Source organism: Pseudomonas sp. MS15a(2019), from assembly GCF_013277805.1.
Classification (GTDB): Bacteria; Pseudomonadota; Gammaproteobacteria; order Pseudomonadales; family Pseudomonadaceae; genus Chryseomonas; species Chryseomonas benzopyrenica.
Genome location: NZ_VBTN01000007.1, coordinates 218,641 through 244,540, shown reverse-complemented (window position 1 = coordinate 244,540; position 25,900 = coordinate 218,641). Strand labels below are relative to the sequence as shown.

General features: G+C 66.8%; 20 protein-coding genes. 12 read left to right on the top strand and 8 right to left on the bottom strand.

Translation table 11 applies throughout. The annotated features are described in order from the left end of the window. Window positions 1-373 precede the first annotated feature (373 nt). From nrdH to FEZ61_RS11485, 7 genes are all read left to right on the top strand, one after another. Entirely contained in the window at window positions 374-598 is a 225-nt protein-coding gene (nrdH, locus tag FEZ61_RS11515) for a glutaredoxin-like protein NrdH (protein WP_173148697.1), read from the top strand. Window positions 599-608: 10 nt separating this feature from the next. Then, complete coding sequence (nrdI, locus tag FEZ61_RS11510; RefSeq protein WP_027598230.1) at window positions 609-1,013, top strand: class Ib ribonucleoside-diphosphate reductase assembly flavoprotein NrdI; 405 nt, start codon at window positions 609-611, stop codon at window positions 1,011-1,013. Next, window positions 995-3,136 (top strand): class 1b ribonucleoside-diphosphate reductase subunit alpha, encoded by a 2,142-nt coding sequence (gene nrdE / locus FEZ61_RS11505; RefSeq protein WP_173148695.1) that lies wholly within the window; start codon window positions 995-997, stop codon window positions 3,134-3,136. The genes nrdI and nrdE overlap by 19 nt, the downstream gene beginning before the upstream one ends. 10 nt (window positions 3,137-3,146) lie before the next feature. Continuing rightward, the gene (gene nrdF / locus FEZ61_RS11500) at window positions 3,147-4,127 is read left to right on the top strand and encodes a class 1b ribonucleoside-diphosphate reductase subunit beta (RefSeq protein ID WP_305366737.1); all 981 of its coding nucleotides are present in this window, start codon (window positions 3,147-3,149) and stop codon (window positions 4,125-4,127) included. Window positions 4,128-4,448: 321 nt separating this feature from the next. After that, window positions 4,449-5,987 carry a DNA-3-methyladenine glycosylase 2 gene (locus FEZ61_RS11495; protein WP_017639466.1) on the top strand — a complete coding sequence of 513 codons (1,539 nt, stop codon included), beginning with the start codon at window positions 4,449-4,451 and terminating at the stop codon, window positions 5,985-5,987. Further along, window positions 5,984-6,520, top strand: a complete 537-nt coding sequence (locus tag FEZ61_RS11490; RefSeq protein ID WP_173148693.1) for a methylated-DNA--[protein]-cysteine S-methyltransferase — start codon at window positions 5,984-5,986, stop codon at window positions 6,518-6,520. The genes FEZ61_RS11495 and FEZ61_RS11490 overlap by 4 nt, the downstream gene beginning before the upstream one ends. A gap of 87 nt (window positions 6,521-6,607) precedes the next feature. Continuing rightward, complete coding sequence (locus FEZ61_RS11485; RefSeq protein ID WP_173148691.1) at window positions 6,608-8,470, top strand: type VI secretion system tip protein VgrG; 1,863 nt, start codon at window positions 6,608-6,610, stop codon at window positions 8,468-8,470. Between the two features lie 68 nt (window positions 8,471-8,538). Here the strand turns inward: FEZ61_RS11485 and tkt are convergent, their stop codons facing one another. The 5 genes from tkt to FEZ61_RS11460 form a co-directional block, all read right to left on the bottom strand. Then, window positions 8,539-10,536, bottom strand: a complete 1,998-nt coding sequence (tkt, locus tag FEZ61_RS11480; protein ID WP_173148689.1) for a transketolase — start codon at window positions 10,534-10,536, stop codon at window positions 8,539-8,541. 94 nt (window positions 10,537-10,630) lie between these two features. Then, on the bottom strand, window positions 10,631-11,230 hold the full coding sequence (locus tag FEZ61_RS11475; RefSeq protein WP_173148687.1) for a PqiC family protein: 600 nt from the start codon (window positions 11,228-11,230) through the stop codon (window positions 10,631-10,633). Beyond that, window positions 11,227-12,873, bottom strand: a complete 1,647-nt coding sequence (locus tag FEZ61_RS11470; RefSeq protein WP_017639461.1) for an MlaD family protein — start codon at window positions 12,871-12,873, stop codon at window positions 11,227-11,229. Before FEZ61_RS11470 ends, FEZ61_RS11475 begins: the two co-directional genes overlap by 4 nt. Further along, entirely contained in the window at window positions 12,857-13,450 is a 594-nt protein-coding gene (locus FEZ61_RS11465; RefSeq protein ID WP_242455150.1) for a paraquat-inducible protein A, read from the bottom strand. Before FEZ61_RS11465 ends, FEZ61_RS11470 begins: the two co-directional genes overlap by 17 nt. Before the next feature lie 44 nt (window positions 13,451-13,494). Next, window positions 13,495-14,136: a paraquat-inducible protein A gene (locus tag FEZ61_RS11460; RefSeq protein WP_017639459.1), complete on the bottom strand. Its 642-nt coding sequence runs from the start codon at window positions 14,134-14,136 to the stop codon at window positions 13,495-13,497. Between the two features lie 215 nt (window positions 14,137-14,351). Between FEZ61_RS11460 and FEZ61_RS11455 the strand changes: the two genes are divergently transcribed. From FEZ61_RS11455 to FEZ61_RS11435, 5 genes are all read left to right on the top strand, one after another. Next, window positions 14,352-15,350 (top strand): metalloregulator ArsR/SmtB family transcription factor, encoded by a 999-nt coding sequence (locus FEZ61_RS11455; RefSeq protein WP_017639458.1) that lies wholly within the window; start codon window positions 14,352-14,354, stop codon window positions 15,348-15,350. 116 nt (window positions 15,351-15,466) lie between these two features. After that, the gene (gene metK, locus FEZ61_RS11450) at window positions 15,467-16,657 is read left to right on the top strand and encodes a methionine adenosyltransferase (protein WP_068384733.1); all 1,191 of its coding nucleotides are present in this window, start codon (window positions 15,467-15,469) and stop codon (window positions 16,655-16,657) included. A 170-nt stretch (window positions 16,658-16,827) separates the two neighbouring features. Beyond that, complete coding sequence (locus tag FEZ61_RS11445; protein WP_017639456.1) at window positions 16,828-17,457, top strand: phosphatase PAP2 family protein; 630 nt, start codon at window positions 16,828-16,830, stop codon at window positions 17,455-17,457. 153 nt (window positions 17,458-17,610) lie between these two features. Next, window positions 17,611-18,660: a spermidine/putrescine ABC transporter substrate-binding protein gene (locus tag FEZ61_RS11440; RefSeq protein ID WP_173148685.1), complete on the top strand. Its 1,050-nt coding sequence runs from the start codon at window positions 17,611-17,613 to the stop codon at window positions 18,658-18,660. Continuing rightward, entirely contained in the window at window positions 18,647-20,971 is a 2,325-nt protein-coding gene (locus FEZ61_RS11435; RefSeq protein ID WP_064307818.1) for an EAL domain-containing protein, read from the top strand. The genes FEZ61_RS11440 and FEZ61_RS11435 overlap by 14 nt, the downstream gene beginning before the upstream one ends. A 51-nt stretch (window positions 20,972-21,022) precedes the next feature. On the opposite strand, the gene FEZ61_RS11430 is transcribed toward FEZ61_RS11435, so the two are convergent. The 3 genes from FEZ61_RS11430 to typA form a co-directional block, all read right to left on the bottom strand. Beyond that, complete coding sequence (locus FEZ61_RS11430) at window positions 21,023-22,960, bottom strand: autotransporter domain-containing esterase (protein WP_017639453.1); 1,938 nt, start codon at window positions 22,958-22,960, stop codon at window positions 21,023-21,025. A 436-nt stretch (window positions 22,961-23,396) separates the two neighbouring features. Continuing rightward, entirely contained in the window at window positions 23,397-23,789 is a 393-nt protein-coding gene (locus FEZ61_RS11425) for a lysozyme inhibitor LprI family protein (protein WP_017639452.1), read from the bottom strand. 146 nt (window positions 23,790-23,935) lie between these two features. After that, window positions 23,936-25,753, bottom strand: coding sequence for a translational GTPase TypA (gene typA, locus FEZ61_RS11420; protein ID WP_017639451.1), 1,818 nt, complete (start codon window positions 25,751-25,753; stop codon window positions 23,936-23,938). Window positions 25,754-25,900 lie beyond the last annotated feature (147 nt).

Here is a 25,900-nt window from a genome sequence, read left to right as displayed (position 1 = left end):
TCACTACAAAAAAGCGCCCTCCTTGGCAGACGCAGAAAAATTCCACCGTCTGGCTTGGGCGTCCTGCGGTATCCGGGTCGGAGCGTTGTCTGCCGTGAACAGATAGAGGTAGCTCCCAGGGAAGCAGGACTACCGGCCGGCCTGCGATGCCCTAGCAGAAACGGTCATCGAAAGCTGATAGAGCAGAGCCATGACCTGGATCAAAAACCCTACTTGTTGTGCTGTAGAAATTGCAAAACACCATATGTAGTATCTGGACCGAACTTGAGACCCAAGACGAGCTCCAACGAGAAGACCCGTGCCGCCACGGCAAACGCCGGCTGGCGTCAGGCTTTTTCCCTTGAGTTCGCCCCACTGAGGACAGGAGTCAGCCATGACCATCACCATCTACAGCAAGCCTGCCTGCGTGCAATGCAACGCCACCTATCGCGCCCTGGACCGTCAGGGGATCACCTATGAGGTGGTGGATATCGAGCAGGATGCCCAGGCGCGCCAGACCGTGGAGTCCCTGGGCTATCGCCAGGTGCCGGTGGTGGTGGCCGGTGATGACCACTGGGCCGGTTTCCGCCCGGACAAGCTCGGTCGGCTGGTGGCCTGAGGCCAGGGCCATGGGTGAGCTGCTGTATTTCTCCAGCACCTCGGAGAACACCCACAGATTCGTCGAGAAACTCGGTCTGCCGGCGCGGCGCATTCCTCAGGATCCCGCCGCCGAACCGCTCAAGGCCCGCGAGCCCTACATCCTGGTCTTGCCGACCTATGGCGGCGGCGGCAGCAAGGGCGCGGTGCCCAAGCCGGTGATCCACTTTCTCAACGATCCGCACAACCGGGCCCTGATCCGCGGCGTCATCGCCGCCGGCAACACCAACTTCGGCGAGGGCTACTGCCTGGGTGGACGCATCGTCGCCCAGAAATGCGCGGTGCCCCTGCTCTACCAATTCGAATTGCTCGGCACGACGGAGGATGTCGACCGGGTGCGCACGGGAGTGAACGACTTTTGGCAACGTCAGGCCTGACCCCGACCGGCAGCGACGCGGACTATCACGCACTCAACGCCATGCTCAATCTCTATGGCCCCAATGGCGAGCTGCAGCTCGACAAGGACCGCCAGGCGGCGCGGCAATACTTCCTCCAGCACGTCAACCAGAACACGGTGTTCTTCCATAACCTGGACGAGAAACTCGGCTATCTGGTGGACAAGGGCTACTACGAGGCCGCGGTGCTGGAGCAATACGCGCCGGCCTTCGTCAAGGCGCTGTTCGAGCGCGCCTATGCCTACAAATTCCGCTTCCAGAGCTTTCTCGGCGCCTTCAAGTACTACACCAGCTACACCCTCAAGACCTTCGACGGCCAGCGCTACCTGGAACGCTACGAAGACCGGGTGTGCATGGTCGCCCTGAGTCTGGCGCGCGGTGACGAACGCCTGGCCGAGTCCCTAGTGGACGAGATGATCAGCGGGCGCTTCCAGCCGGCCACCCCGACCTTCCTCAACGCCGGCAAGCGCCAGCGTGGCGAGCTGGTGTCCTGCTTCCTCCTGCGTATCGAAGACAACATGGAGTCCATCGGTCGCGCGGTGAATTCGGCGCTGCAGCTGTCCAAGCGCGGCGGCGGCGTGGCTTTCCTGCTGAGCAACGTGCGCGAGGTCGGGGCACCGATCAAGCGCATCGAGAACCAGTCCTCCGGCATCATCCCGATCATGAAGCTCCTGGAAGACGCCTTCTCCTACGCCAACCAGCTGGGGTCGCGCCAGGGCGCCGGGGCGGTCTATCTCAACGCCCACCACCCGGACATCCTCAGGTTCCTCGACACCAAGCGCGAGAACGCCGACGAGAAGATCCGCATCAAGACCCTGTCCCTCGGCGTGGTCATCCCGGACATCACCTTCGAGCTGGCCAAGCGCAATGCCGACATGTACCTGTTCTCGCCCTATGACGTGGAACGGGTCTATGGCGTGCCCTTCGCCGACATTAGCGTCAGCGAGAAATACGCGGAGATGGTCGCCGATGCGCGCATCCGCAAGCGCAAGATCAATGCCCGGGAATTCTTCCAGACCCTGGCGGAGATCCAGTTCGAGTCCGGCTATCCCTACCTGATGTTCGAAGACACGGTGAATCGGGCCAGCCCCATCGCCGGGCGCATCAACATGAGCAACCTCTGCTCGGAGATCCTACAGGTCAACACCCCCAGCCGTTTCGACGAAGACCTCGGCTACGCGCACATCGGCCAGGACATCTCCTGCAACCTGGGCTCGCTGAACATCGCCCGAACCATGGATTCGCCGGACCTGGGCCGCACCGTGGAAACCGCCATCCGCGGCCTAACCGCGGTCTCGGAAATGAGCGACATTCGCTGCGTACCCTCGGTGGCCGCCGGCAACGCCGCCTCCCACGCCATCGGCCTGGGGCAGATGAACCTGCACGGTTACCTGGCCCGCGAGCACATCCACTACGGCTCGGCGGAAGGCCTGGATTTCACCAACCTGTACTTCTACACCGTCACCTACCACGCGGTGCGCGCCTCCAATCGCCTGGCCATCGAACGCGGCCAGAGCTTCCAGGGCTTCGCCGATTCCAAGTACGCCAGCGGCGCCTATTTCGACCAGTACACCGAGGGCGACTTCATCCCCCGTACCCCGCGAGTAGCCGAGCTATTCGAGGTGGCCGGCATCCGCCTGCCGACCCGCGCCGACTGGCAGGAACTCAAGGCCTCGGTGATGCAGCACGGGCTGTTCAACCGCAACCTCCAGGCCATCCCGCCCACCGGCTCGATCTCCTATATCAACCACTCCACTTCGAGCATTCACCCCATCGTTGCCAAGGTGGAGATCCGCAAGGAAGGCAAGCTGGGCCGCGTCTACTACCCGGCGCCCTACCTGGCCGACGACAACCAGGAGTATTACCAGGACGCCTACGAGATCGGCCCGGAAAAGATCATCGACACCTATGCCGAGGCCACCCGCCATGTCGACCAGGGGCTGTCGCTGACGCTGTTCTTCCGCGACACCGCCACCACCCGCGACATCAATCGGGCGCAGATCTACGCCTGGAAGAAGGGCATCAAGACGCTCTATTACATCCGCCTGCGCCAGGCTGCCCTGGAAGGCACCGAGGTGCAGGGCTGCGTGTCCTGCAGCCTGTGAGGAAAAGGTCATGAATGCAGCTATGAACGCCCCGCGCCTGAATCGCATCAACGCCATCAACTGGAACCGCCTGCAGGACGAGAAGGACCTGGAGGTATGGAATCGCCTGACCGGCAACTTCTGGCTGCCGGAAAAGATCCCGCTGTCCAACGACATCCCCTCCTGGGCGACCCTGACGCCCAAGGAGCAGCAGCTGACCATCCGCGTCTTCACCGGCCTGACCCTGCTGGACACGATCCAGAATGCCGTGGGCGCTCCGACCCTGCTGGCCGATGCCGTCACCCCCCACGAGGAAGCGGTGATCGCCAACATCGGCTTCATGGAAGCGGTCCATGCGCGCTCCTACAGCTCGATCTTCTCCACCCTCTGCTCGACGCCGGACGTGGACGAGGCCTATCGCTGGAGCGAGGAGAATCCCTATCTGCAGACCAAGGCCGACCTGATCCTCGCGCGCTACCACGCGGACGACCCGCTGCTGCGCAAGGTGGCCAGTGTCTTCCTGGAGTCCTTCCTCTTCTATTCGGGCTTCTACCTGCCGATGTACTGGTCCAGCCGCGCCAAGCTGACCAACACCGCCGACCTGATCCGCCTGATCATTCGCGACGAGGCGGTGCACGGCTACTACATCGGCTACAAATTCCAGCAGGCCCTGGCCAAGGAAACGCCGGAGCGCCGCCAGCAGGTCAAGGACTTCGCCTACGAGCTGCTGCAGGACCTCTACGACAACGAGGTGGCCTACACCGAGGACCTCTACGACAGCGTGGGCTGGAGCGAGGACGTGAAGAAATTCCTCCACTACAACGCCAACAAGGCGCTGATGAACCTGGGCTTCGAGGCGCTGTTCCCCAGCAGCATGACCGACGTCAGCCCGGCGATCCTCGCCGCCCTGTCGCCCAGCGCCGACGAGAACCACGACTTCTTCTCCGGCTCGGGTTCGTCCTATGTCATCGGCAAGGCGGTCAGTACCGAGGATGAGGATTGGGATTTCTGAGCCAACCTCCTGCTCCGACCAGCCCCCTCTCCCCCTGGGAGAGGGTTGGGGTGAGGGTGTCCCGCGCGACGAAGTCCCAGTGGAAAAGGCTGCGCCGTTTTCCACGCTACGACGCTAAGTAATACGGCTTATCGCGGCAATGGCGGTCCGCCGATGCGGCCGCTCCTACAGGGCAGTGCTGCTTTTGTAGGAGCGGCCCATGGCCGCGATAGCACAGCTGCTCTATTGGCCTGCCCGCCCATGGCCGCGACAGCTCTCTACCTCGGCGGTCCCGTCCGAAAACGGCCAGTCACCCCTCCCCGGCGGTGCTAACCTGCCGCCATGAACGCCTTCCCCGATGTTCCCGCCTTCGAACGCGCCCGCCTGGCGCGCGACCCGCGTTTCGACGGCCTGTTCTACACCGCGGTGCTCACCACCGGCATCTATTGCCGGCCGGTGTGTCCGGCGCAACCGCCACGCCCGGAAAACGTCAGCTACTACCCCAGCGCCGCAGCCGCCGAGGCAGCGGGCTATCGCCCCTGCCTGAGATGCCGCCCGGAGCTCTCCCCCGCCAGCGGCCACTGGCAACGCGGCGATGCCACCCTGGCGCGGGCCCTGCGGCTGATGGACGAGGGCCTGGACGACGGCGGTCTGCCCGCCCTCGCCGCCCGCCTCGACCTCAGCGAACGCCAGTTGCGCCGGCTGTTCGTCGAGCGCCTGGGCGCCGCGCCCCTGGCGGTGCTCACCACCCGCCGACTGCTGTTCGCCAAGCAATTGCTCAGCGAGACCCGGCTGCCCATCACCGAGGTAGCCCTGGCCGCCGGCTTCGGCAGTCTCAGACGCTTCAACACCGCCTTTCGCGACGCCTACAGCCTGGCCCCCAGTCAGGTGCGCAAGGGTCAGGCCGCGGCTTCGCCCGTGCTGGTCCTGCGCCTGGCCTATCGTCCGCCCTACGACTTCGCCGCCCAGCTGGATTTCCTCCGTGGCCACGCCCTGCCCGGCGTCGAGGTGCTGGATGACCACAGCTACGCCCGGGTGATCGGTACCCCCGAGCAGCCGGGCTGGCTGCGCGTCTCGGCCTGGGACGCCGACACGCCGGCGCTGCGCCTGGAATTGCACGGCGCCGCGCCTAGGGAGCTGCAGGCCGCGGTGGCGCGCATCCGCCGCATGTTCGATCTGGACGCCGATCCCGAAGCCATCGCCCAGGGCCTGGCGATCGATCCAACCCTGGCCGAACTGGTGGCGCGCCGGCCCGGCCTGCGCCTGCCCAGCGGCTGGGACGGCTTCGAGATCGCCGTGCGCGCCGTCATCGGCCAGCAGGTCAGCGTGGTGGCGGCCACCACCATGACCGCCCGAGTGGTAAAGCGCTTCGGCCGCCCCTGGGGCGAGCCCGGTCACGAGGCCAGTCGACCACCCGCCGGTCTGCACCACTTCTTTCCCACGGTGGACGCCCTGGCCGATGCGGCCCTGGAAGACCTCACCGGCCTCGGCCTGATCCGCGCCCGCGCCGGTACCCTGGGTACGGTAGCCAGAGCGCTGCGCGCCGGCGAGGTGGACTTCGACACCGGCCGCACCCTGGACGATTTCGCCCGGCGCTGGATCGCGCTCAAGGGCATAGGGCCCTGGACCGCCCAGTACATCGCCCTGCGCGCCCTCGCCCATCCTGATGCCTGCCCGGTGGAAGACCTGGTGCTGCAGAAGCGCCTGGCGCCGCCCGGCGAGCGCCTGACCGCCAAGGCCCTGTATGCCCGCGCCGAAGCCTGGCGACCCTGGCGTGCCTACGGGGTGATGCAGGTCTGGCGCGAAGCCACCTGGAAGGCGCCCGCCGACGCCCCCGCCGAACCCGTTCCCACCCGTCTCGCCAAGGAGTCGCCCCGATGATCGCCTACTGCCTGCTGGACAGCCCCATCGGCCCTCTCACCCTGGCCGCCGACGACAGTGGCCTGCGCGTGGTGGAATTTCCCGAGAATCGCTACCTGGCCAAGCGTGACGCCAGCTGGAGCGCCGCCGATCACCCCATCCTCGACCTGGCCCGCGTACAGCTCGGTGAGTACTTCGCCGGCCAACGCCAGACGTTCGAGCTGCCGCTGGCACCGCGCGGCACCCCCTTCCAGCTGGCGGTCTGGCAGGCCCTGGCGGAGATCCCCCACGGCCAGACCTGGAGCTATGGTCAACTCGCCAGCCATCTCGGCCGACCCCAGGCGATGCGCGCGGTGGGCGCCGCCAATGGCCGCAATCCCTTGCCCATCGTGCTGCCCTGCCACCGGGTGATAGGGGCGTCCGGCGCCCTCACCGGCTTTGGCGGCGGCCTGCCGACCAAGCAATTCCTGCTGGAGCTGGAAGGCGCGCTGCCGCCGCCGCGGGATCTCTTCGCCGCCTCCCTGCCTGGCACTGCGCCAGAATCTGCCTGCTAAAAGGCTCTAGAATGCGTCTTTCAGCCCTTGAGCCGGTGCAACCCTATAGCGCACACTGGAACTTTCGATTCGCAAGGACGCGATGCGATGTTCAGCTCAGCCAATACCCCACTCTTCACCCTGACGCTGGACGGCGTCGCCCAGGATTTCCAGGTACTCGCCTTCGACGGCCACGAGGCCATCGGCCAGCCCTATCGCTTCCAGCTCGAGCTGGTCAGCGAGCGCCCGGACTGGCCGCTGGAAGCGCTGTTGCAGCGGCCCGCCTTTCTCGCCCTGGGTCCGGGTGACCAAGGCATCCACGGCCAGCTCGCTGCCGTGGCCCAGGGCGATACCGGTCGGCGCCTGACCCGCTATCGCGCCGAACTGGTACCGCGCCTGGCCAGCCTGGCCCACCGCGTCAATTCCCGCATCTTCCAGGGACTCGCCGTGCCCGAGATCCTGGCGCAGCTGCTCGAGGAGCACGGCATCCTCGACGGCGACTATCGCTTCGCCCTGGGGCCGACGCGCTATCCGCCGCGCGACTACTGCGTGCAGTACGGCGAAAGCGATCTGGCCTTTCTGACCCGCCTCTGCGAGGAAGAGGGCCTGCACTTTCACCACCAGCATCGCCGCGACGGCCATGTGCTGGTGTTTGGCGATGACGCCACCGGCTTTGCGCGGCTGGGTGCCACCCGCTATCGGCCCGGCAGCGGTCTGGTGGCCGACGAGCCCGTCATCAGCCGCCTGGCGGTCGGCCTGCGGATCCGCAGCAGCGCCAGCCTCCTGCGCGATCACGATCCGCTGCACCCACGGCTGCATCTGCAGAGCAGCACGGGAACTGCGGCCCAGCCCAGGCTGGAAGACTATGGCTTTCCCGGCCGCTTCACCGATCGCGCAGTCGGCCAGCGCCTCAACACTCGCCGGCTGGAGCGGCTGCGAGGCGACGTCCACCAGGCTCAGGGCGCGAGCGATCAGCCCAGCCTGGCGAGCGGGCATTTCCTGCCCTTGGAGCAGCATCCACGCGCCGACTGGAATCAGCTCTGGCTGCTGACCGACGTCCGCCATCAGGGGCGTCAGCCCCAGGTGCTGGAAGAAAGCCTGCCCCAGGCCTCCGCTGAGGACTTCTACCAGGGCTATCGCAATACCTTCGTCGCCCGGCCCTGGACGCTGCCCTTCCGCCTGCCCTTGCGTCATCCCAGGCCCGGGCTGCTGGGTGCCCAGACCGCCGTGGTCACCGGACCGACCGGCGAAGAGATCCACTGCGACGCCCTGGGCCGGGTCAAGGTGCAATTCCACTGGGATCGCCAGGGCCAGGCGGACGAGCGCACCAGCTGCTGGCTGCGCGTCGCCAGCGGCTGGGCCGGGGCGGGCTACGGCGCCCTGAGCGTGCCGCGGATCGGCATGGAGGTGCTGGTGGGCTTTCTCGAAGGGGATCCCGACCAGCCGCTGGTGATCGGCTGCCTGCATCACGCCGAACACCGACCGCCGCTGGAGCTGCCCCGGGACAGGACCCGCAGCACCTTCAAGAGCCTGAGCAGCCCGGGCGGCAACGGTTACAACGAACTGCGCCTGGAGGATCGCCAGAGCCAGGAGGAAATCCACCTCCATGCCCAGCGCGACTGGGACGAGCGTATCGGTCATGACCACCGCAGCGAGATTGGCCACGAGCGCCATCAGCGGATCGGCGCCAACAGCTACAGCACCTTCCACGCCGAAGAGCATCGCATCACCCATGGCGAACGCCGCACCGAGGTGCGCGCCGATGACCACCTGGACGTCAGCGAGAGTCAGCACCTGCGCCTGGATGGCGGCCTGTTCGTCGAAGCCGGTAGCGAAATCCAGCTGCAAAGCGGACAGAAGATCGTCCTAGAAGCCGGCGCCGGCCTGACGCTCAAGGCTGGCGGCAGTTTCGTCCAGCTGGATGCCGGGGGCGTCACCCTGGTGGGGCCGAGCATTCGGGTGAATCCCTGAGCGCCTGCTGAATGTCAGGCATGAAAAAGCCCCGCCTAGGCGGGGCTTTTCGTATTACAGCGGCACACTCAGTCTTCCAGCAACTCGCCGGCGACAGCCAGGACGTTGTCCAGGGTGAAGCCGAAGTGCTCGAAGAGCGCCGCCGCCGGAGCAGATTCGCCGTAGGTGTGCATGCCGATGATACGACCGTCGAGACCGACGTACTTGTACCAGAAGTCGGCGATGCCGGCCTCGATGGCGATGCGCGCGCCGACTTCCACCGGCAGGACCTGCTGGCGGTACTCGGGGCTCTGGCGGTCGAAGACGCTGGTGCTGGGCATGGAGACCACGCGCACCTGGCGACCTTCGGCGGTCAGGCGATCATGGGCCTGCACCGCCAGGCCGACTTCGGAGCCGGTGGCGATGAGGATCAGCTCGGGTTCGCCCACGCAGTCCTTGAGCACGTAGCCGCCACGGGCGGCGTTGCCCAGGGTGGCGGCGTCACGCACGCTGTGGGTCAGGTTCTGGCGGGAGAAGATCAGCGCGCTGGGACCGTCGCGACGCTCCAGGGCCGAGGTCCAGGCGATGGCGGACTCCACCGCGTCGGCCGGACGCCAGGTGTCCAGGTTGGGGGTGTAGCGCAGCGAGGCCAGCTGCTCCACCGGCTGGTGGGTGGGGCCGTCTTCGCCGAGGCCGATGGAGTCGTGGGTGAAGACATAGAGCACCCGCTGCTTCATCAGCGCCGACATACGCACCGCGTTGCGGGCGTATTCCATGAACATCAGGAAGGTGGCGCCGTAGGGCACCAGGCCGCCGTGCAGGGCGACGCCGTTCATGATGGCGCTCATACCGAATTCACGCACGCCGTAGTGGACATAGTTGCCGCTGGCGTCTTCGGCGGTGACGCCCTTGGCGCCCTTCCACAGGGTCAGGTTGGAGCCGGCCAGGTCGGCGGAACCGCCGAGCAGCTCGGGCAGCAGCGGACCAAAGAATTGCAGGGCGTTCTGGCTGGCCTTGCGGCTGGCGATGGTCTCGCCCTTGCTGGCGACGTCCTGGATGAAGGCGGCGGCGCGCTCGGCGAAGTCGGCGGGCAGGTCACCGGCCATGCGGCGCTTGAACTCGGCGGCCAGCTGCGGATGGGCCTGGGCGTAGGCGGCGAATCGCTCGTTCCACTCGGCCTCGGCGGCGGCGCCGCGTTCCCGGGCGCTCCACCCGGCATAGATGTCGGCGGGGATCTCGAAGGGCGCATGGGACCAGCCGAGCAATTCGCGCGCGGCCTGGATCTCGTCGTTGCCCAGGGGCGCGCCGTGGCACTCTTCCTTGCCCTGCTTGTGCGGGGCGCCGTAGCCGATCACGGTCTTGCAGCAGATCAGGGTGGGCTTGTCGCTCTTGCGCGCGGTGTCCAGGGCGGTCTGGATCTCGTCGGCGTCATGGCCGTCGACGTTGCGGATCACCTGCCAGCCATAGCTCTCGAAGCGCTTGGGGGTGTCGTCGGTGAACCAGCCCTCGACCTCGCCATCGATGGAGATGCCGTTGTCGTCGTAGAAGGCGATCAGCTTGGACAGACCCAGGGTGCCGGCCAGGGAGCAGGCCTCGTGGGAGACGCCTTCCATCATGCAGCCATCGCCGAGGAAGGCGTAGGTGTGGTGGTCGACGATGCGGTGACCGTCGCGGTTGAACTGGGCGGCCATGACCTTTTCCGCCAGGGCGAAGCCCACGGCGTTGGCGATGCCCTGGCCCAGCGGCCCGGTGGTGGTCTCGATGCCCGGGGCGTAGCCGTACTCGGGGTGGCCGGGGGTCTTGCTGTGCAGTTGACGGAAATTCTTCAGGTCGTCGATGGACAGGTCGTAGCCGGACAGGTGCAGCAGCGAATAGATGAGCATGGAGCCGTGGCCGTTGGACAGCACGAAGCGGTCACGGTCGGCCCACTGGGGATTGCCAGGGTTGTGCTTGAGCTGATCGTGCCAGAGCACTTCGGCGATATCGGCCATACCCATGGGGGCGCCGGGGTGGCCACTGTTGGCCTTTTGCACGGCATCCATGCTGAGGGCACGGATGGCGTTGGCTCGATCACGACGGCTGGGCATTGCGGTGTCTCCTGGCAGAGGCAGAGCGAAAGGGCGGCCATTTTCGCTCAGCCAGGGCACTTCCAGCAATCGGCGCGGTCGTGCAGGCGTTGCCTCAGCCCGTCGGGCACTCCGTGTCGCGATCGGCCACGAAGGCCCGGGCGACCGGCTCGATGCGCTTGGCCAGGGCGCTCAGCGCCTGGCGATGCGCCGCCACGACCTCGGCATAGGAGGCGCCGGTGGGCTGGCTGATCCGGCTGCCACAGGTGAGCACCCGCTCACCGCCCGGTTCGGCCAACCGCAGGGTCCAGAGCGCATCCTGCTGGACCCCACGTCCAGGCTGCGAATCGAAGCGCTGCAGATCCACCTTGATGCGCAGCACCGGTGCGCCGCTGCCACGGGGGGCATCGCCCAGGTCCAGGGTACCCAGGTCCTGGGACAGGTCGGCGGACAGCGCACTGCGCACCTCGTCGGCCAGGGGGGCGATCCAGCGCTCGTTTTCCAGCAGGGCGATGCCCTCGCCTTGGCGGATCACCAGCTGCGGCTGATCCACCTGCGGCGGGACCGAGACGCCCTGCAGGGCGAAGCGAAAGCTGGCCGGACGACTGTTGGCAGCGGGCTCCGCGGCGCTGGTGAGGGTGTGGTAGTTGAGCGGCGCCTTGGACGAACAGGCGGCCAGCAGCAGGGGCAGAGCCAGACAGGTCAGGCGCTTCATTGCAATTTTCCTTTGGCGGGATCGCGGGAGCCCGGTTCGAACTTGGGCGGCGGATCGGTCACCAGACCGCGGATCAGGGATTCCGGATGGCGGCCGAGGTAGTCGCCGAACACGCGCAGGGAGCGCGCCATGCGCTGCATCTCTTCGAGGGTCTGGGTCAGATTCTGCTGCACCGGGGAATCCGCGCCCAGGCTCTGGCTGGCGCTGCCGGTAAGCTGCTGCACGCCCATCAGGGTGGTGGTCAGCTGCGGTAGGACGCCCGCGTTGAGCTGCTTGAGGGTGCCGCTGAGCTGCGCCAGGCTGGTGTCGAGATTCTTGCCGATGGAATCGAAGGGGATCTTGTCGATCTTGTTGACGATGCCGGCCATCTGCTCCTGCAGGCGATCGAAACTGCCGGTGACGGTGGGGATCGACAGCGGCTTGGCCTGGGGATCGAAGGCCACCTTGGGCGCGTTGGGCACGAAGTCGACGGAAATGTAGAGCTGTCCGGTCAAGAGGTTGCCGGTACGGGCCTGGGCGCGCAGGCCACGGGCCACCCAGCCGGCGAACAGCCTGCCGTCGCGGTCCTTGGTCTCGATGCGTTTGCCGACATCACCCAGCCGCTGGGGATAGATGACCGCGCCGACGATCAGCGAGAAGCGATCCTGGGCATCTTCGTAGTCGGGGGTCAGGGAAACTACCCGGCCGACGTTCATGCCGAGGAATTCCACTGGCGCGCCGGTGGCGAGGCCACGCAACGACTGCTGGAATCTCATCCGCACATAGATGGGCTCGCCATCCGGCGGGGCCAGGGCGCTGGTCTGGTCGTCGAACAGGGTGAAACTCTGGTCTTCCTGGGCCGCCTCGGGATCCTTGGGCCATTCCGGAGTGACGAAGGCGATGCCGCCCGCCACCACCGTGGCCAGCGACTGGGTATTGAGCTTGAGTCCGGAGGCGCTGAGCGAGACATCGACGCCGCTGGCGTTCCAGAAGCGGCTGTTGGCGGTGACGAAGCGGTCGTAGGGCGAATCGACGAAGATCTGGGCGCTGACGCCCTTGCCATCTTGGTTGAGGTGGAAGGACACCACCCGGCCGACCTGGATGCGCCGGTAGTAGACCGGTGAACCCACGTCCAGGGAACCGATGTCGTCGGCGGTGACGATGAATCTCTTGCCCGAGGCGCCGTGGATCAGCGCTGGCGGCTGTTCCAGGCCGCGGAAGTCGCGATGGGACTCGGTGGAATCGCCGATGTCGGCGCCGATGAAGGCGCCCGACACCAGGGTGTCGACCCCGGAGACGCCGTTGACGCCGAAGCGCGGCCGCACCACCCAGAAGCGCGCGTCCTTGGTGGCGAAGCCCTCGGCGGACTTTTCCAGTTCGATGGTGGTGATCACCCGATTGCGATCCGGCGCCAGCTGGATGTCGCTGACGGTGCCGATCACCACGTTCTTGTACTTGACCTGGGTCTTGCCGGCTTCCAGGCCTTCGGCGGTGAGAAAGGTCACCGTGATGGTCGGTCCGCGCGAGGCCCAGCTGTGGATCACCATGGACAGCCCGATCAGGGCCGCCACAATGGGCACCAGCCAGATCAGCGATACGCTCCAGCGACTGCGGCGTACCTCGGGGGTAGGCGCCAGGGCGTCGGGTTCATGCCTGTCCGTCATCGTTCACCTCTGCATCCCAGATCAAGCGGGGATCGAAACTCATCGCGGCGAGCATCGTCAGCACCACCACGAAACCAAAGAACACGATACCCAGGCGCGGCGCCGCCGAACTCAGGGCACCGAAGTGCACCAGCGCCGAGACCAGGGCCACCACGATCACATCGAGCATCGACCAGTAGCCGATCAGCTCGACGAAGCGATAGAGCCGGGCACGCTGGGCAGTGGCCCAGTCGCTGCGGCGCTGGCAGGTCACCAGCAGGGTGCCGAGCACCAGAAACTTGATGGAGGGCACCGCTACGCTGGCGATGAAGATCACCAGGGCGACGCCCCAGGAGCCGCCTTCCCAGAATTCGATCACCCCTTCGAGAATGGTGCTCTCCACGCCGCGCCCCAGGGTACCGGTGAACATCACCGGCAGGGTATTGGCCGGGATATAGAGAATCAGCGCGGCGATCAGGTAGGCCCAGGTCTTGGCATAGACATTGGGCTTGCGGCGGTGCAGCGCCGAGCCGCAGCGCGGGCAGCCGGCCTTGTGGTGGCGCGGCGCGGTGCAGACCTTGCCGCAGACGTGGCACAGGCAGAGGCCGAGTTCGTCGGCGCGGGGTGGCAGCTGGGGCGCGGTCACGGCTCGCGCTCCCCGACAGCGTCCCACAGCGGATGCAGGTCGCGCTTGGCGATGATCAGCAGGACCACCATCAGCCCGACCATGCCGAACAGCCCCAGGCCCACCACCACGTGCAGCAGCCCGGCGAGCTTGATCACCGCCACCAGGGCGCCGAGCACGAAGACCTCGATCATGCTCCAGGGCCGCAGGTAATGCAGGGTGACCATGGCCGTGGCGAAGCCGGGCGCGCGGCGACCGGCCTGGGCGAAGCCGAGGACCCAGAGCAGCAGCGCGATCTGCAGCAGCGGCACCACGAACAGGGTCATGGCCACCACCAGCGCCATGGGCCCGGCGAAGCCGCGACTCATGGCGATCACCGACTCCAGCAGGGTCGCCTCGCTGTGCAGGCCGCGAAAGCTGAGCTGCAGGATGGGCCCGACATTGGCGATCACGAACAGCACCGCCGCAGCGATCGCCAGGGCCAGCAGACCCTGGATGTCCAGGCGGCTGGCGCGATAGAGCAAGGCGCCACAGCGCAGGCAATGCGCCCGCTCGCCCGCCGCGAGGGGCTCGAGGCGATGCACCGAATCGCAGTGCTCGCAGATCACCAGGCGCGTGCCGGTGGCGGGCGCGGAAGGGGACGGTGGCTGGACGGACATGGGGCTACCCGGTGACGCTCCTGGAAGGGGGCTGCAGGTTGGACGCGCGAGTTTCGCGGTCGTTACCGCAAGGCCGCGACGACTGCCGGCCAAACGGCTCCGGCATCTTACCTACCTCGACGAAGGTATGCGCGGCCAGCCGCCCCCAGAAAAGCATCAAAACTTTTTGATGCTTTTCTTGCGAGGTCTGGGACGGGTCTCTAGACTAGCGCCCCATGACCCCGCTACGCGTGCCGGCGCTCGGCCAAGAACCAGGAGATACCCTCGCCGCCCTGTGCAAGGCTGGCGGCGATCCCCTGCGCCTGAACGTCCTGCGCGCCCTGCACAGCGCCTCCTTCGGCGTGCTGGAGCTGGCGCAGATCTTCGCCACCGGCCAGTCCGGCATCAGCCATCACCTCAAGGTGCTGGCCCAGGCGCAGCTGGTGGCCACCCGCCGCGAGGGCAATGCCATCTTCTATCGCCGTGCCCTGCCGCGTCCCGGCAGCCTGGGTGGCGCCCTGCACGCCGCCCTGCTCGAAGAAGTGGACGCCCTGGCCCTGCCCAGCGCGGTACAGACGCGGATCGGCGAGGTGCATGCCCAGCGCGCTGCGGTGAGTCGCGACTTCTTCGCGCGGGTGGCGGAAAAATTCCAGGCTCAGCAGGATCTCATCGCCGGTCTGCCGCAGTATCGCGACGGCCTGCTCAGCCTGCTGGACGCCCTGGCCCTGGATCCGCGCGGTTGCGCCCTGGAAGTGGGCCCCGGCGACGGCGCCTTCCTGCCGGATCTGGCGCGCCGCTTCGCCCGCGTGGTGGCGGTGGACAACAGCCCGGCCATGCTCGAACTGGCGCGCCAGCGCTGCCAGCGCGACGGCCTCGCCCAGGTCGAACTGCAGCTGGCCGACGCCCTCGCCGAGCCGCTGCCAGCGGCCGACTGCGTGATCCTCAACATGGTCCTGCATCATCTGGCCGCACCGGCGGAGGCCCTGCAGCAGCTGGCCCGCCGCGTGGCGCCGGGTGGCAGCCTGGTGATCACCGACCTCTGCCCCCACGACCAGACCTGGGCGCGCGCCGCCTGTGGCGATCTCTGGCTCGGCTTCGACCAGGACGAACTGGCCCGCTGGGCCCAGGCGGCCGGCCTGCAGGCGGGCGAAAGCCTCTACCTCGGCCTGCGCAACGGCTTTCAGATCCAGGTGCGCCAGTTCGCGCGCCCGGATCAGGGAAACACCCCGTCATGAGGCCACCTGGCCAGTGGCGGGCGGACCCGACGCTCAAGGGCGTCATGTCCAGCAAGGAAACTGCTGTCTCGACCGGCCTGCGGGCCCCTACCCCTTGGTAATTTAGGAACCATTCGATGAGCGAATATTCCCTGTTCACCTCCGAGTCCGTGTCCGAAGGCCATCCGGACAAGATCGCCGACCAGATCTCCGATGCCGTGCTCGACGCCATCATCACCCAGGACAAGCACGCCCGCGTGGCCTGCGAGACCCTGGTCAAGACCGGTGTGGCCATCGTCGCCGGTGAGGTCACTACCTCCGCCTGGGTCGACCTGGAGCAACTGGTGCGCGACGTCATCGTCGACATCGGCTACGACAGCTCGGACGTTGGCTTCGACGGCGCCACCTGCGGCATCGTCAACATCATCGGCAAGCAGTCGGTGGACATCGCCCAGGGCGTCGATCGCAGCAAGCCGGAAGACCAGGGCGCCGGTGACCAGGGCCTGATGTTCGGCTACGCCTGCAACGAGACCGATGTGCTGATGCCTGCACCCATCACCTTCTCCCACCGCCTGGTGGAGCGTCAGGCCGAGGCGCGCAAGTCGGGCCTGCTGCCCTGGCTGCGTCCGGACGCCAAGTCCCAGGTGACCTGCCGCTACGAAGGCGGCAAGGTGGTCGGCATCGACGCCATCGTGCTGTCCACCCAGCACAATCCCGAGGTCAAGTACGCCGACCTGCGCGAAGCCGTGATGGAGCTGATCGTCAAGCACGTCATCCCCGCCGAGCTGCTGCACAAGGACACCCAGTTCCACATCAACCCGACCGGCCAGTTCATCATTGGCGGCCCGGTGGGTGACTGCGGTCTGACCGGCCGCAAGATCATCGTCGACAGCTACGGCGGCATGGCCCGTCACGGCGGTGGCGCCTTCTCCGGCAAGGACCCGTCCAAGGTCGACCGTAGCGCCGCCTATGCCGGTCGCTACGTGGCCAAGAACATCGTCGCCGCCGGTCTGGCCGAGCGTTGCGAGATCCAGGTGTCCTACGCCATCGGCGTGGCCCAGCCCACCTCCATCTCGATCAACACCTTCGGCACCGCCAAGATCAGCGACGAGCGGATCGTGCAGCTGGTGCGCGAGCATTTCGACCTGCGCCCCTACGCCATCACCACCATGCTCGACCTGCTCCATCCGATGTACCGCGCCACCGCGGCCTACGGTCACTTCGGTCGCCATCCCCAGGAAATCACCGTGGGCGATGACACCTTCACCACCTTCACCTGGGAACGTACCGATCGCGCCGCCGCCCTGCGCGCCGCTGCCGGTCTGTAAGACGCCTCCCGTCAAAGAGCCCCGCCACCGCCGGTGCCGGGGCTTTTTTCTGGGTCTGCAACCGGGATCCCAGCGCTTTCTTGCGCCAGTCCACAGGCTGGCACGCGCGATGCAACCTCTGGGCGTCCGGTGGTCAGAATGCCTCGTCTTCTCCAGGAGTCTGCTTATCCATGTGGCTGTTCATCACCAACTTCGGCGATTCCTCGGTGATGCTTCCCTGCGCCGTGCTGATCGCGCTCTGGCTGCTGGCCGGCCTGTCCGCGCGGGCGGCGCTGCTCTGGTTGCTGCTGTTTGGTGCTGCCAGCCTCAGCGTTGCCCTGTCCAAGATCGCCTTCTTCGGCTGGGGCCTGGGCATTCCGCGTCTGGATTTCACCGGATTCAGCGGCCACTCCATGCTGGTGGGCAGCGTGCTGCCAGTGCTGGGCTGGCTGCTGGCCAGTCGGGCGCGACCGTCGCTACGGCTGACCGCAGCCGCCCTGGGCGCACTGTGCGCCCTGCTCATCGCCGTCTCGCGGGTGGTGCTGGGCTATCACTCGATCTCGGAAGTGGTGACCGGCCTGCCCATCGGCTATGCCGCCAGCGGCACGCTGCTCTGGCTGCTGCGTGGCCAAGAGGTCAACCTGAGGCCACGCCAGGCCGCCCTGGGCGCCAGCCTGCTGCTGTTGCCCCTGCTGTTGCTGCATGGCACCAACGCGCCGACGCAACGGGTGCTGGAACGGCTGGCGGTCAAGTTCGCCGACGAGCAGAAGCCCTGGACCCGCGCCCATCAGCGCGCCGGGGTGGCGCCCTTGCAGAATTGAGGAACATCGCCAAGCGCATGCAATAGACGACGCCGCGACTGGCGAATACGGGCAAGCCTCCTAGACTGGCAGAAGCCCTGAATTTCCTGGGGTGAACGTGCGGGCTCTTCGGCCCCTCCTATAGAAGTCAGCCCTTGCCGCCGAGTCGTCCGCATGCGCTACTGCCTCCCCCTTGTCTGCAGCCTGGTGCTCACCGGGCTGCCCGCGTCACCCGTGGCGGCTGCCGAGCCCTTGCGGCTCTATACCTGGGAAGGCTATTTCAGCGATACCCTGCTGCAGCGCTGGGCCAAGGCCCATTCCCCCGTGCAGGAAATCCATTTCGACAGCAGCGACGTGCGCGATGCCACCCTGGCACGCGGCGATGCCGATCTCGACCTGGTGGTGATCAACGAGGTCAGCGCCACGCGTCTCGGCCAGGACGGCCTGCTGACGCGCATCGATCCCCGGCGCCTGCCCCATCTGAACGAACTCGATCCACGCTGGCGCCACAGTTGTGGCGACTACGCGGTGCCCTATGTCTGGGGCACCCTGGGTCTGCTCTATCGCAGCGACCGCCTGGCCCAGGCGCCCACGTCCTGGCTGCCGCTGCTGCAGCCGGCGCCGGCGCTGCACGGCCGCATCGCCATGCTCGAAGACCATGACGACCTGCTGGTCGCGCCGCTGATCATCCTGGGTGCCGCCATCAACAGCGACGATCCCGAGTTGCTCAGACGCAGCTTCGCCCTGCTCAAGGCCCAGGCACCGGCGGTGCTGACCTATCAGTACGTGGTCAGCGCCCTGCGCAATCCGGCCTACAGCGACCGCATCGATCTGGCCCTGGGCTACAGCGGCGACCAGCACCTGCTCAATGCCGCGACGCCCGGGCAGCCCTGGCATTTCACCACGCCCCGCGAAGGCAGCCTGCTGTGGATGGACTGCGTGGCGGTGCTCAGCAGCTCCCCGCACCAGGCCGCCGCCTGGCGCTTCATCGACTTTCTCAACGAGCCGCGCAATGCCGTGCTGGCCACCGAGGAGCTGCACCTGGCGACCCCCAATGCCGGCGCCGTGCGCCTGCTGCCGGCCGACCTGCGCGAGGATCCCAGCCTGTTCCCCCCCGACGACGTCATCGCCCGCAGCCAGGTCTTCCGTGAAGGTCCGCCCGACGCCTTCCAGACCCGGCAGCGCATCGGCAGCGCTTTGGTAGGTCACCATGAATCTCAATAGGCGCGCCTTGCTGCTGATCCTGCCAGTCGCCCTGCTCTGCAGCCTGACCCTGGTCGGACTGGGCTACACGGTGCAGCGCGAGGCGGTGATCGGCCTCGAACGCTCGCGGGTCAACCACGACCTGGCGGCGCTGGAGACCACCTATCGCGAGTACGATCACTTCAGCCGCAATCTGCTCTATGCCCTGTCCAACAGCGCGGCCCTGGGCAACTTCCTGCGGCAGACCGAGGTGCCCTATCGCAACGAGGCCCTGGGCACCCAGTTGCAACTGGCGGTGCGCCAGCTGGCCGGCGACGACGCTCCCACGCGCATCTCCCTGGCCATCGCCCGGCCCGATCTCAGCCTGGCCTACTACTACGAACGCAGTGGCGATCCCTTCGCCCAGCTGAGCAGCGTCCAGCGCCAGCTACTCGAGCGCCTGGCGCGGGAAGCGAACGGGCCGCTGGAGCGGCGCGATTATCTGCTAGACGAACAGGGCCACTCGCTGCTGGTGGCGACCACCTCATTGTTGCCGAGCACGGCCGGACCGCCCCTGCCAGGTCAGCGCGGCCTGGCGATGACGCTGCAGCTGGCGGTCAGTCCGGACCGAATGGAGGTCATGCGCCGTACCCTGGAACAGAGCTATGGCGCGCCCCTGGAATTCAGCCGGACGCTGCCCGTACGCACCAGCGATTTCACCGCTGTCGTGCGCCTGGCACCCGATCTCTATGTGCGCCTGACCCCGAACCCAGAACATCTGCATGGGGAACTGCGCCGTCTGGCGATCGCCTATTTCAGTGGTGGCCTGCTGGTGACCCTGGCCTGCATCCTGGTGTTGATCGTGCTGATCCGGCGCTACATCACCCGGCCCATCGCCCGCCTGGACAGCCAGCTCACCGAGGTGCTGGAGGGTCAGCGCCAGGCCCTCGAAACCGGCGACGAGCCCGGCGAGATCGGCCATCTGGGCGCCAACATGAAGCGCCTGCACGACAACAACCTGGCCATTCTGGCGCAACTGCGCACGGCCCTGCGCACCGACGTCCTCACCCAGATCGGCAACCGCCGCTACTTCCAGCTCATGGGCGAATCCTGGCTGGCGGGCAAGCCGGATGGCCGCCGCATCGCCCTGCTCTATTTCGGCCTCGACCATTTCAAGTCGGTCAACGACCGCTTCGGCCACGAGGTAGGCGATGAACTGCTGCAGGCCGTGGCGCGCCAGACCCAGCAGCTGCTGGAGGCCTATCAAGCAGGCAACGAACTGGTGTTCACGCGCCTGGCGGGCGATGAATTCGCCGTCCTGCTGCGCGGTCCGGCAGCAGCGACCGAGGCCCTCGCCCTGGGCCAGCGACTGCAGCAGAACTACGCCAACGGCACCCTGGTCGGCGAACGCCGCTATGCCGTGACCCTGAGCATCGGCCTGGCGACCCCCGAGGCGCCGCTGGACCTGGCCGACCTGCTGGCCCAGGCCGATCTGGCCATGGAGCGAGCCAAGAACGAAGGCGGCAATCGCCTGGTGCACTTCACCCCGGAATTGGCTGCGCGCCAGCGCCGCCAGGATCTCCTGGACGAGCACCTGCGGCGAATGAATCCGGACGAGGAATTCCACCTCGTCTACATGCCGGCGGTCGACAGCAGCGGCCAGGTACGCTCCGCCGAAACCCTGCTGCGCTGGAATTCACCGCGCCTGGGTCCGGTATCGCCGGCGGAATTCATCCCCATCGCCGAACGCCAGGGGCATTTTCGCTGGATCGATCGCTGGGTCGTGGACCAGGCCTGCCGCGAGTACCCGGCGCTGCAGGAGGTGCTGGGCAGCGACCTGGTGCTGTCCGTCAACCTGTCATCCGCGCAACTGGATCAGGCCGACATCGTGCCCTATCTGCGCGAGCGGGTGCGCCACCACGGCGTCGATCCGGGCCATCTGGAACTGGAATTCACCGAGACCTTCGCCGCCGAGCTGAACGAGCGCACCCTGGGGCTGCTGCACGAATTGCGCGCCGAGGGCTTTCGCGTGGCCATCGACGACTTCGGCGTCGGCTACACCTCCATCCAGCAGGTCACCGACTATCCCGCCGACACCATCAAGTTCGACCGGCTCATCGTCGAGCGCCTCAGCCAGCCCGGTAACCAGGCCAGCCTGGATGCGCTCATCGCCTTCTGCCATGCCCGCGACGCCCAGGTCATCGCCGAGGGCGTGGATACCGAGCTCAAGCAGCTGTGCCTGCAGCAGGCCGGTTGCGATCTGCTGCAGGGCTTTCTGGTCTGCCCGCCGCGGCGTCTGGACGAGTTGCGCGACTGGCAGCGCCAACGGCTGGGTGATCCCAGCCGGGTCTAGGGATAACGGGCGCTGACAAGGTCAGCGCCCGTTATCCAGGTCGAGCGACGCTTAGAAATCCAGCGACAGGCCCAGCCCCACGCCCTGCTGCTGGGTATCGCCCGCGCCGGCATAGCTGTAGCCGCCGCGCAGGGTCAGCTCCGGGGTAAGCCGCTGGACCACGCCCAGACTCAGGCGGGTGCGGTCGCAGTCGGGCTGGTAGCCGTCCAGGGTGTAGTCCAGACCCGGCACGCTGTTCAGGCGCATGGTCACATCGCGGGTACCGTCGGCGAATTCCCGCTCGCGACCCAGGTCGGCGAACAGCGCCGTAGCCGGTGCCAGTTGCCAGCGGCCCTGCAGGCCCAGCCCCAGCCGTCGCGAGGTGCTCGACTGGTCGTCGAACTCCAGCGCCGTGGCGTCGTTGCCGCGCTCCCGATAACCGTCCACCTGGACGCGGGCATAGTCGGCGCTGAGATAGGGACTCAGGTGCCAGGGGCTGCCAGCCGCCGCCAGGTCATAGCCCAGGCGCGCCGAGAGGGCACGTACATCACCATCGGTATCGCCCTGCTCGCTGCGCGTGGTCGAGCCGAGGGCGAAGCGCCGGCTCAGATCGTCATAGTCCAGGCGGCCACCGGTGGCGGTGAGATCGCCCCAGAGGCGCTCGCCCTGGTACTGGGCGAAGGCGCTGAGCAGGTAGCTGTTGAGGCGATAACTGGAATCGGCCGCGCCGGGTTCCAGGTGCTGCCGCGCGACCCCGGCGGCGACGCCGAGGCGCCACTCCTCGCTGAGTCGATAGCTGCCGCCCAGGTCCAGGCTGTAGCCGTTGCCATCGCCGCCGGCGGTGCTGCGCTGGTCGTCGACGTCCAGGCGTCGCGCGCTGGTATCCACATAGCCCTGCCAGCGCCCCACCGGCTGCCAAGCATGCCAGTCGCCCAGCCAGCGCTGGTGCAGGCCGTCCTGATGGGCTCTGAGGGTGGACTGGGCCATCTCCGGCAGCAGGGTGACCTCCCAGGGCGCCGCCAGCAGCGAATAGGCGTAGTCGGCGATCAGTCGTTGACCGGTGATGGTCGGGTGGACGCGATCATTGAACAGCAGCTGGCTGGGATCGGCCGCCGCCGCGCCCAGGCCGTAGGTAGCGTTGCGGGTGCAGTTGTCGCCACTGAAGCAGGTGCCGGTGAGATTCTGCCCGCTGGCCAGGCCATAGCGCCCCGGCTCGGCCACCACCTCGGCGAGCAGCTGAGGCACGTTGAGGCCGATGATCTCGGCGTCGATGCCGGCCAGGCGCGCCACCAGGGCCTGGTTGTAGACCCGACTCAGGGCCGAGCTGGCCGCCTGTTGCGGCGAACCGGCCAGGGCCGGGGTCTGGCCGATGTCCGGCAGCAGCCAGACCACCATATAGCGCGCGCCGGCCTGCTGCAGGGCAGCGACACCGTCGCCCAGGCGATTGGCCGCGGCTGCCGCGGTGGCCGGCGAGGTGACCAGTCCTTGGAGGAAGTCGTTACCCCCGCCGCTGATGTAGAACAGGGTATTGGGATCCAGACTCAGGCCCTGGCTGGCAAGTCCCGGCAGGTAGCCGTCGCGGCTGCGCAGGGTCAGCCCACCTACCGCCACCACCGAGCCATTGCGGGCGGTGATGGAGTCGCGGATCTGCGCCGTGGTGTAGCCGCCCGTGGCCCAGTTGTCGCCATCGCTCAGGCCGATCCGCTGATTGATCAGCGAGGTCGAGGCGTCCAGGGTCCGGACGTCGAAGCCCAGTTGCTGGCCGAGCAGGATCGAGGACACCGGTCCGGTCACCGCGCCGCTCGCCGGGCTGTAGCCGGGGCCGACACGATTGGTGAATCTGAGGCTGGCGCCGTTGACCCCGGTGTCGGGAAATTGCCCGGCATCGAGCAGGCTGTCGCCGAACACGGTGAAGCCGCTGTAGGGATTGGGAGCCGCCTGGGCGGTTGCCGCGAGCGCCGTCGCCAGGGCGATGGCCAGCGGCAGGCGTTGCCTGAGGAAAGATGTCATGCCTGCATCCTTGGTTGTTGTTATCGGAGCACGCGTCAGGGCGTGTCGCCTCACGCTAGACGGTTTTCATGACGTTGTATCCGGGTGTAAACAAAAACCTGGAAGACATTTGTTCGGCTTGAACGGCAGGCCCGATGGCTGTCGGCAATTCGACCGGAGCGGCCTGCCATGACTGTCGAGTCCGCCGATCAGTCCGTGGCGGCCCTCATCGGGACAATGACGCCGAGCGCCCGCTCGGATAGTCCCCTCTCCCTCGGGGAGAGGGTTAGGGTGAGGGCCCCCTGGCAGCGAGCCCCCAGTGGAAAAGGCTGCGCCGTTTTCCACGCTACGGTTTTCTCCGAAGCGATGAAGCCGAGCGCCCGCTCGGATAGCCCCCTCTCCCCGGGGGAGAGGGTTGGGGTGAGGGAATGGCGCGATGCCTATCCCGCCAGCGACCTCACTGCCCCAGCTTGCCCGCCTCGCAACCGGTGCTGGCGCATTCGCGCAGGCGTTCCTTGAGCACCTCCAGGCGGCTTTCGGTCAGGCTGACGGCGCAGTCCAGATTGACGAAGTAGCCATCGGCTTCCTCGCGGGCGCACTGGCTGTCACGCTGCTTGATCCAGGCCAGCTGGCGCTGCTTGAGCACGGCCTGCTGATCGGCCGGCAGCTGCTTGCGCAGTTCGCCATAGGTCTGGTTCAGCGACTTGTCGCTCTGGGCGAACAGGTTGCTGGCGCAGTAGACGGTATCGAAGGCGTTGCGCGGCGTGCCGCAACCGGCGGCCTGGGCCGTGGCGAGACCGAAGAGACCGGTCAAGGTCAGGGCGGCGGCGGCGAGGGTGTTCTTGAGCATGGCAGCATCCTGCAGAAAGGGCCGTTCCGGGTGGCGCGACCGTGAGACAAACGCTAGCAGAGCCGCCAGCTCCGTGCGCCGCGCTCGCTGGAAAACAGCCAACAAAAAAGCGCCCGAAGGCGCTTTCCTGTACTACCCGGGCGGGATCAGACCTTGGAACGCTCGAAGCGCTTGCGGTCGTTCTCGTTCAGGTACTTCTTGCGCAGACGGATGGACTTGGGCGTCACTTCCACCAGCTCATCGTCGGCGATGAATTCCAGCGCCTGCTCGAGGGTGAACTTGATCGGCGGCACCAGGGCGATGACTTCGTCCTTGCCCGAGGCGCGCATGTTGTCCAGCTTCTTGCCCTTGGTGGGGTTGAGCACCAGGTCGTTGTCACGGCTGTTGATGCCGCACAGCTGGCCTTCGTAGATCTCGTCGCCCGGGGCCAGGAACAGCTTGCCGCGGCTCTGCAGGGTTTCCAGCGAGTAGGTCAGCGCAGTACCGGTGGCCATGGACACCAGCACGCCGTTCTGACGGTTGCTCACTTCGCCGGCCTTGATCGGGCCGTAGTGGCTGAAGGTCGAGGTCAGGATACCGCTGCCCGAGGTCAGGGTCAGGAAGTTGTTACGGAAGCCGATCAGGCCACGCGCCGGGATGGTGTATTCCAGGCGGATACGGCCCTTGCCGTCGGGGATCATGTTGGTCAGATCGCCCTTACGCAGACCCATCTGCTCCATCACCGAGCCCTGGTGCTGCTCTTCGATGTCGATGGTGACGTTCTCGTAGGGCTCCTGCTTCTCGCCATCCTTCTCGATGATCACCACTTCCGGACGGCCCACGGCCATCTCGAAGCCTTCGCGGCGCATGTTCTCGATCAGTACCGACAGGTGCAGCTCGCCACGCCCGGAAACCTTGAACTTCTCGGCGGACTCGCCCGGCTCGACGCGCAGGGCCACGTTGTGCAGCAGTTCCTTCTCCAGACGGTCCTTGATGTTGCGGCTGGTGACGAACTTGCCTTCACGACCGGCGAACGGCGAGTCGTTGACCTGGAAGGTCATGCTCACGGTGGGCTGGTCGACGGTCAGCGGCGGGCGCGCTTCGACGTTCTGCGGATCGCACAGGGTGTCGGAGATGAACAGCTCGTCCATGCCCGAGACGCAGACGATGTCGCCGGCTTCGGCTTCGGCCACTTCCACGCGCTGCAGGCCGGAGTGGCCCATGATCTTGAGGATACGACCGTTGCGTTTGCTGCCGTCGTCACTGATGGCGACGACCGGGGTGTTGGCCTTGATGCGGCCACGGGCGATGCGGCCGATACCGATCACGCCGAGGAAGCTGTTGTAGTCCAGCTGGGAGATCTGCATCTGGAACGGGCCGTCCAGATCGACCTGGGGAGCCGGGACGTGGTCGACGATGGCCTGGAACAGGGCATCCATGTTGTCGTCCATCTTCTCGTGGTCCAGACCGGCGATGCCGTTCAGGGCGCTGGCGTAGACGATGGGGAAGTCCAGCTGCTCATCGGTGGCACCGAGGTTGTCGAACAGGTCGAAGATCTGGTCGATGACCCAGTCCGGACGCGCGCCGGGACGGTCGATCTTGTTGACCACCACGATCGGACGCAGACCGGCCTTGAAGGCCTTCTGGGTCACGAAGCGGGTCTGCGGCATGGGGCCGTCCTGGGCGTCGACCACCAGCAGCACGGAGTCGACCATGGACATCACGCGCTCCACCTCGCCACCGAAGTCGGCGTGGCCGGGGGTGTCGACGATGTTGATGTTGTAGTCGCCCCACTTCAGCGCGGTGTTCTTGGCCAGGATGGTGATGCCACGTTCCTTTTCCTGGTCGTTGCTGTCCATCACCCGCTCGTTTTCCGCTTCTTTGCGGTCCAGGGTGCCGGACAGGCGCAGCAGCTTGTCGACGAGGGTGGTCTTGCCATGGTCGACGTGCGCGATGATGGCGATGTTGCGTAGATTCTCGATCACAGTGGTGTTCTCGGTATAGAAATGAAGGAGCTTCAGCCAGCAGGCTGACAGCCGGAGATTGCAAAGGCGCGAAACGCGGCCGACCGGTATGTGGCCGGCAGGCTAGAAGAGGTCGGGAGGGCGGTGGCGGATACTGCCACCCAGCAG

Bases quoted from the DNA above. Each gene is read 5' to 3' on its own strand.
- tkt (WP_173148689.1), bottom strand. From the start codon at position 10,536: ATGCCCAGCCGTCGTGATCGAGCCAACGCCATCCGTGCCCTCAGCATG.
- nrdF (WP_305366737.1), top strand. From the start codon at position 3,147: ATGAATGCAGCTATGAACGCCCCGCGCCTGAATCGCATCAACGCCATC.
- FEZ61_RS11460 (WP_017639459.1), bottom strand. From the start codon at position 14,136: ATGTCCGTCCAGCCACCGTCCCCTTCCGCGCCCGCCACCGGCACGCGC.
- FEZ61_RS11485 (WP_173148691.1), top strand. From the start codon at position 6,608: ATGTTCAGCTCAGCCAATACCCCACTCTTCACCCTGACGCTGGACGGC.
- nrdI (WP_027598230.1), top strand. From the start codon at position 609: ATGGGTGAGCTGCTGTATTTCTCCAGCACCTCGGAGAACACCCACAGA.
- FEZ61_RS11430 (WP_017639453.1), bottom strand. From the start codon at position 22,960: ATGACATCTTTCCTCAGGCAACGCCTGCCGCTGGCCATCGCCCTGGCG.
- nrdH (WP_173148697.1), top strand. From the start codon at position 374: ATGACCATCACCATCTACAGCAAGCCTGCCTGCGTGCAATGCAACGCC.
- FEZ61_RS11470 (WP_017639461.1), bottom strand. From the start codon at position 12,873: ATGACGGACAGGCATGAACCCGACGCCCTGGCGCCTACCCCCGAGGTA.
- metK (WP_068384733.1), top strand. From the start codon at position 15,467: ATGAGCGAATATTCCCTGTTCACCTCCGAGTCCGTGTCCGAAGGCCAT.
- FEZ61_RS11455 (WP_017639458.1), top strand. From the start codon at position 14,352: ATGACCCCGCTACGCGTGCCGGCGCTCGGCCAAGAACCAGGAGATACC.
- FEZ61_RS11445 (WP_017639456.1), top strand. From the start codon at position 16,828: ATGTGGCTGTTCATCACCAACTTCGGCGATTCCTCGGTGATGCTTCCC.
- FEZ61_RS11440 (WP_173148685.1), top strand. From the start codon at position 17,611: ATGCGCTACTGCCTCCCCCTTGTCTGCAGCCTGGTGCTCACCGGGCTG.
- FEZ61_RS11435 (WP_064307818.1), top strand. From the start codon at position 18,647: ATGAATCTCAATAGGCGCGCCTTGCTGCTGATCCTGCCAGTCGCCCTG.
- FEZ61_RS11425 (WP_017639452.1), bottom strand. From the start codon at position 23,789: ATGCTCAAGAACACCCTCGCCGCCGCCGCCCTGACCTTGACCGGTCTC.
- FEZ61_RS11490 (WP_173148693.1), top strand. From the start codon at position 5,984: ATGATCGCCTACTGCCTGCTGGACAGCCCCATCGGCCCTCTCACCCTG.
- FEZ61_RS11495 (WP_017639466.1), top strand. From the start codon at position 4,449: ATGAACGCCTTCCCCGATGTTCCCGCCTTCGAACGCGCCCGCCTGGCG.
- FEZ61_RS11475 (WP_173148687.1), bottom strand. From the start codon at position 11,230: ATGAAGCGCCTGACCTGTCTGGCTCTGCCCCTGCTGCTGGCCGCCTGT.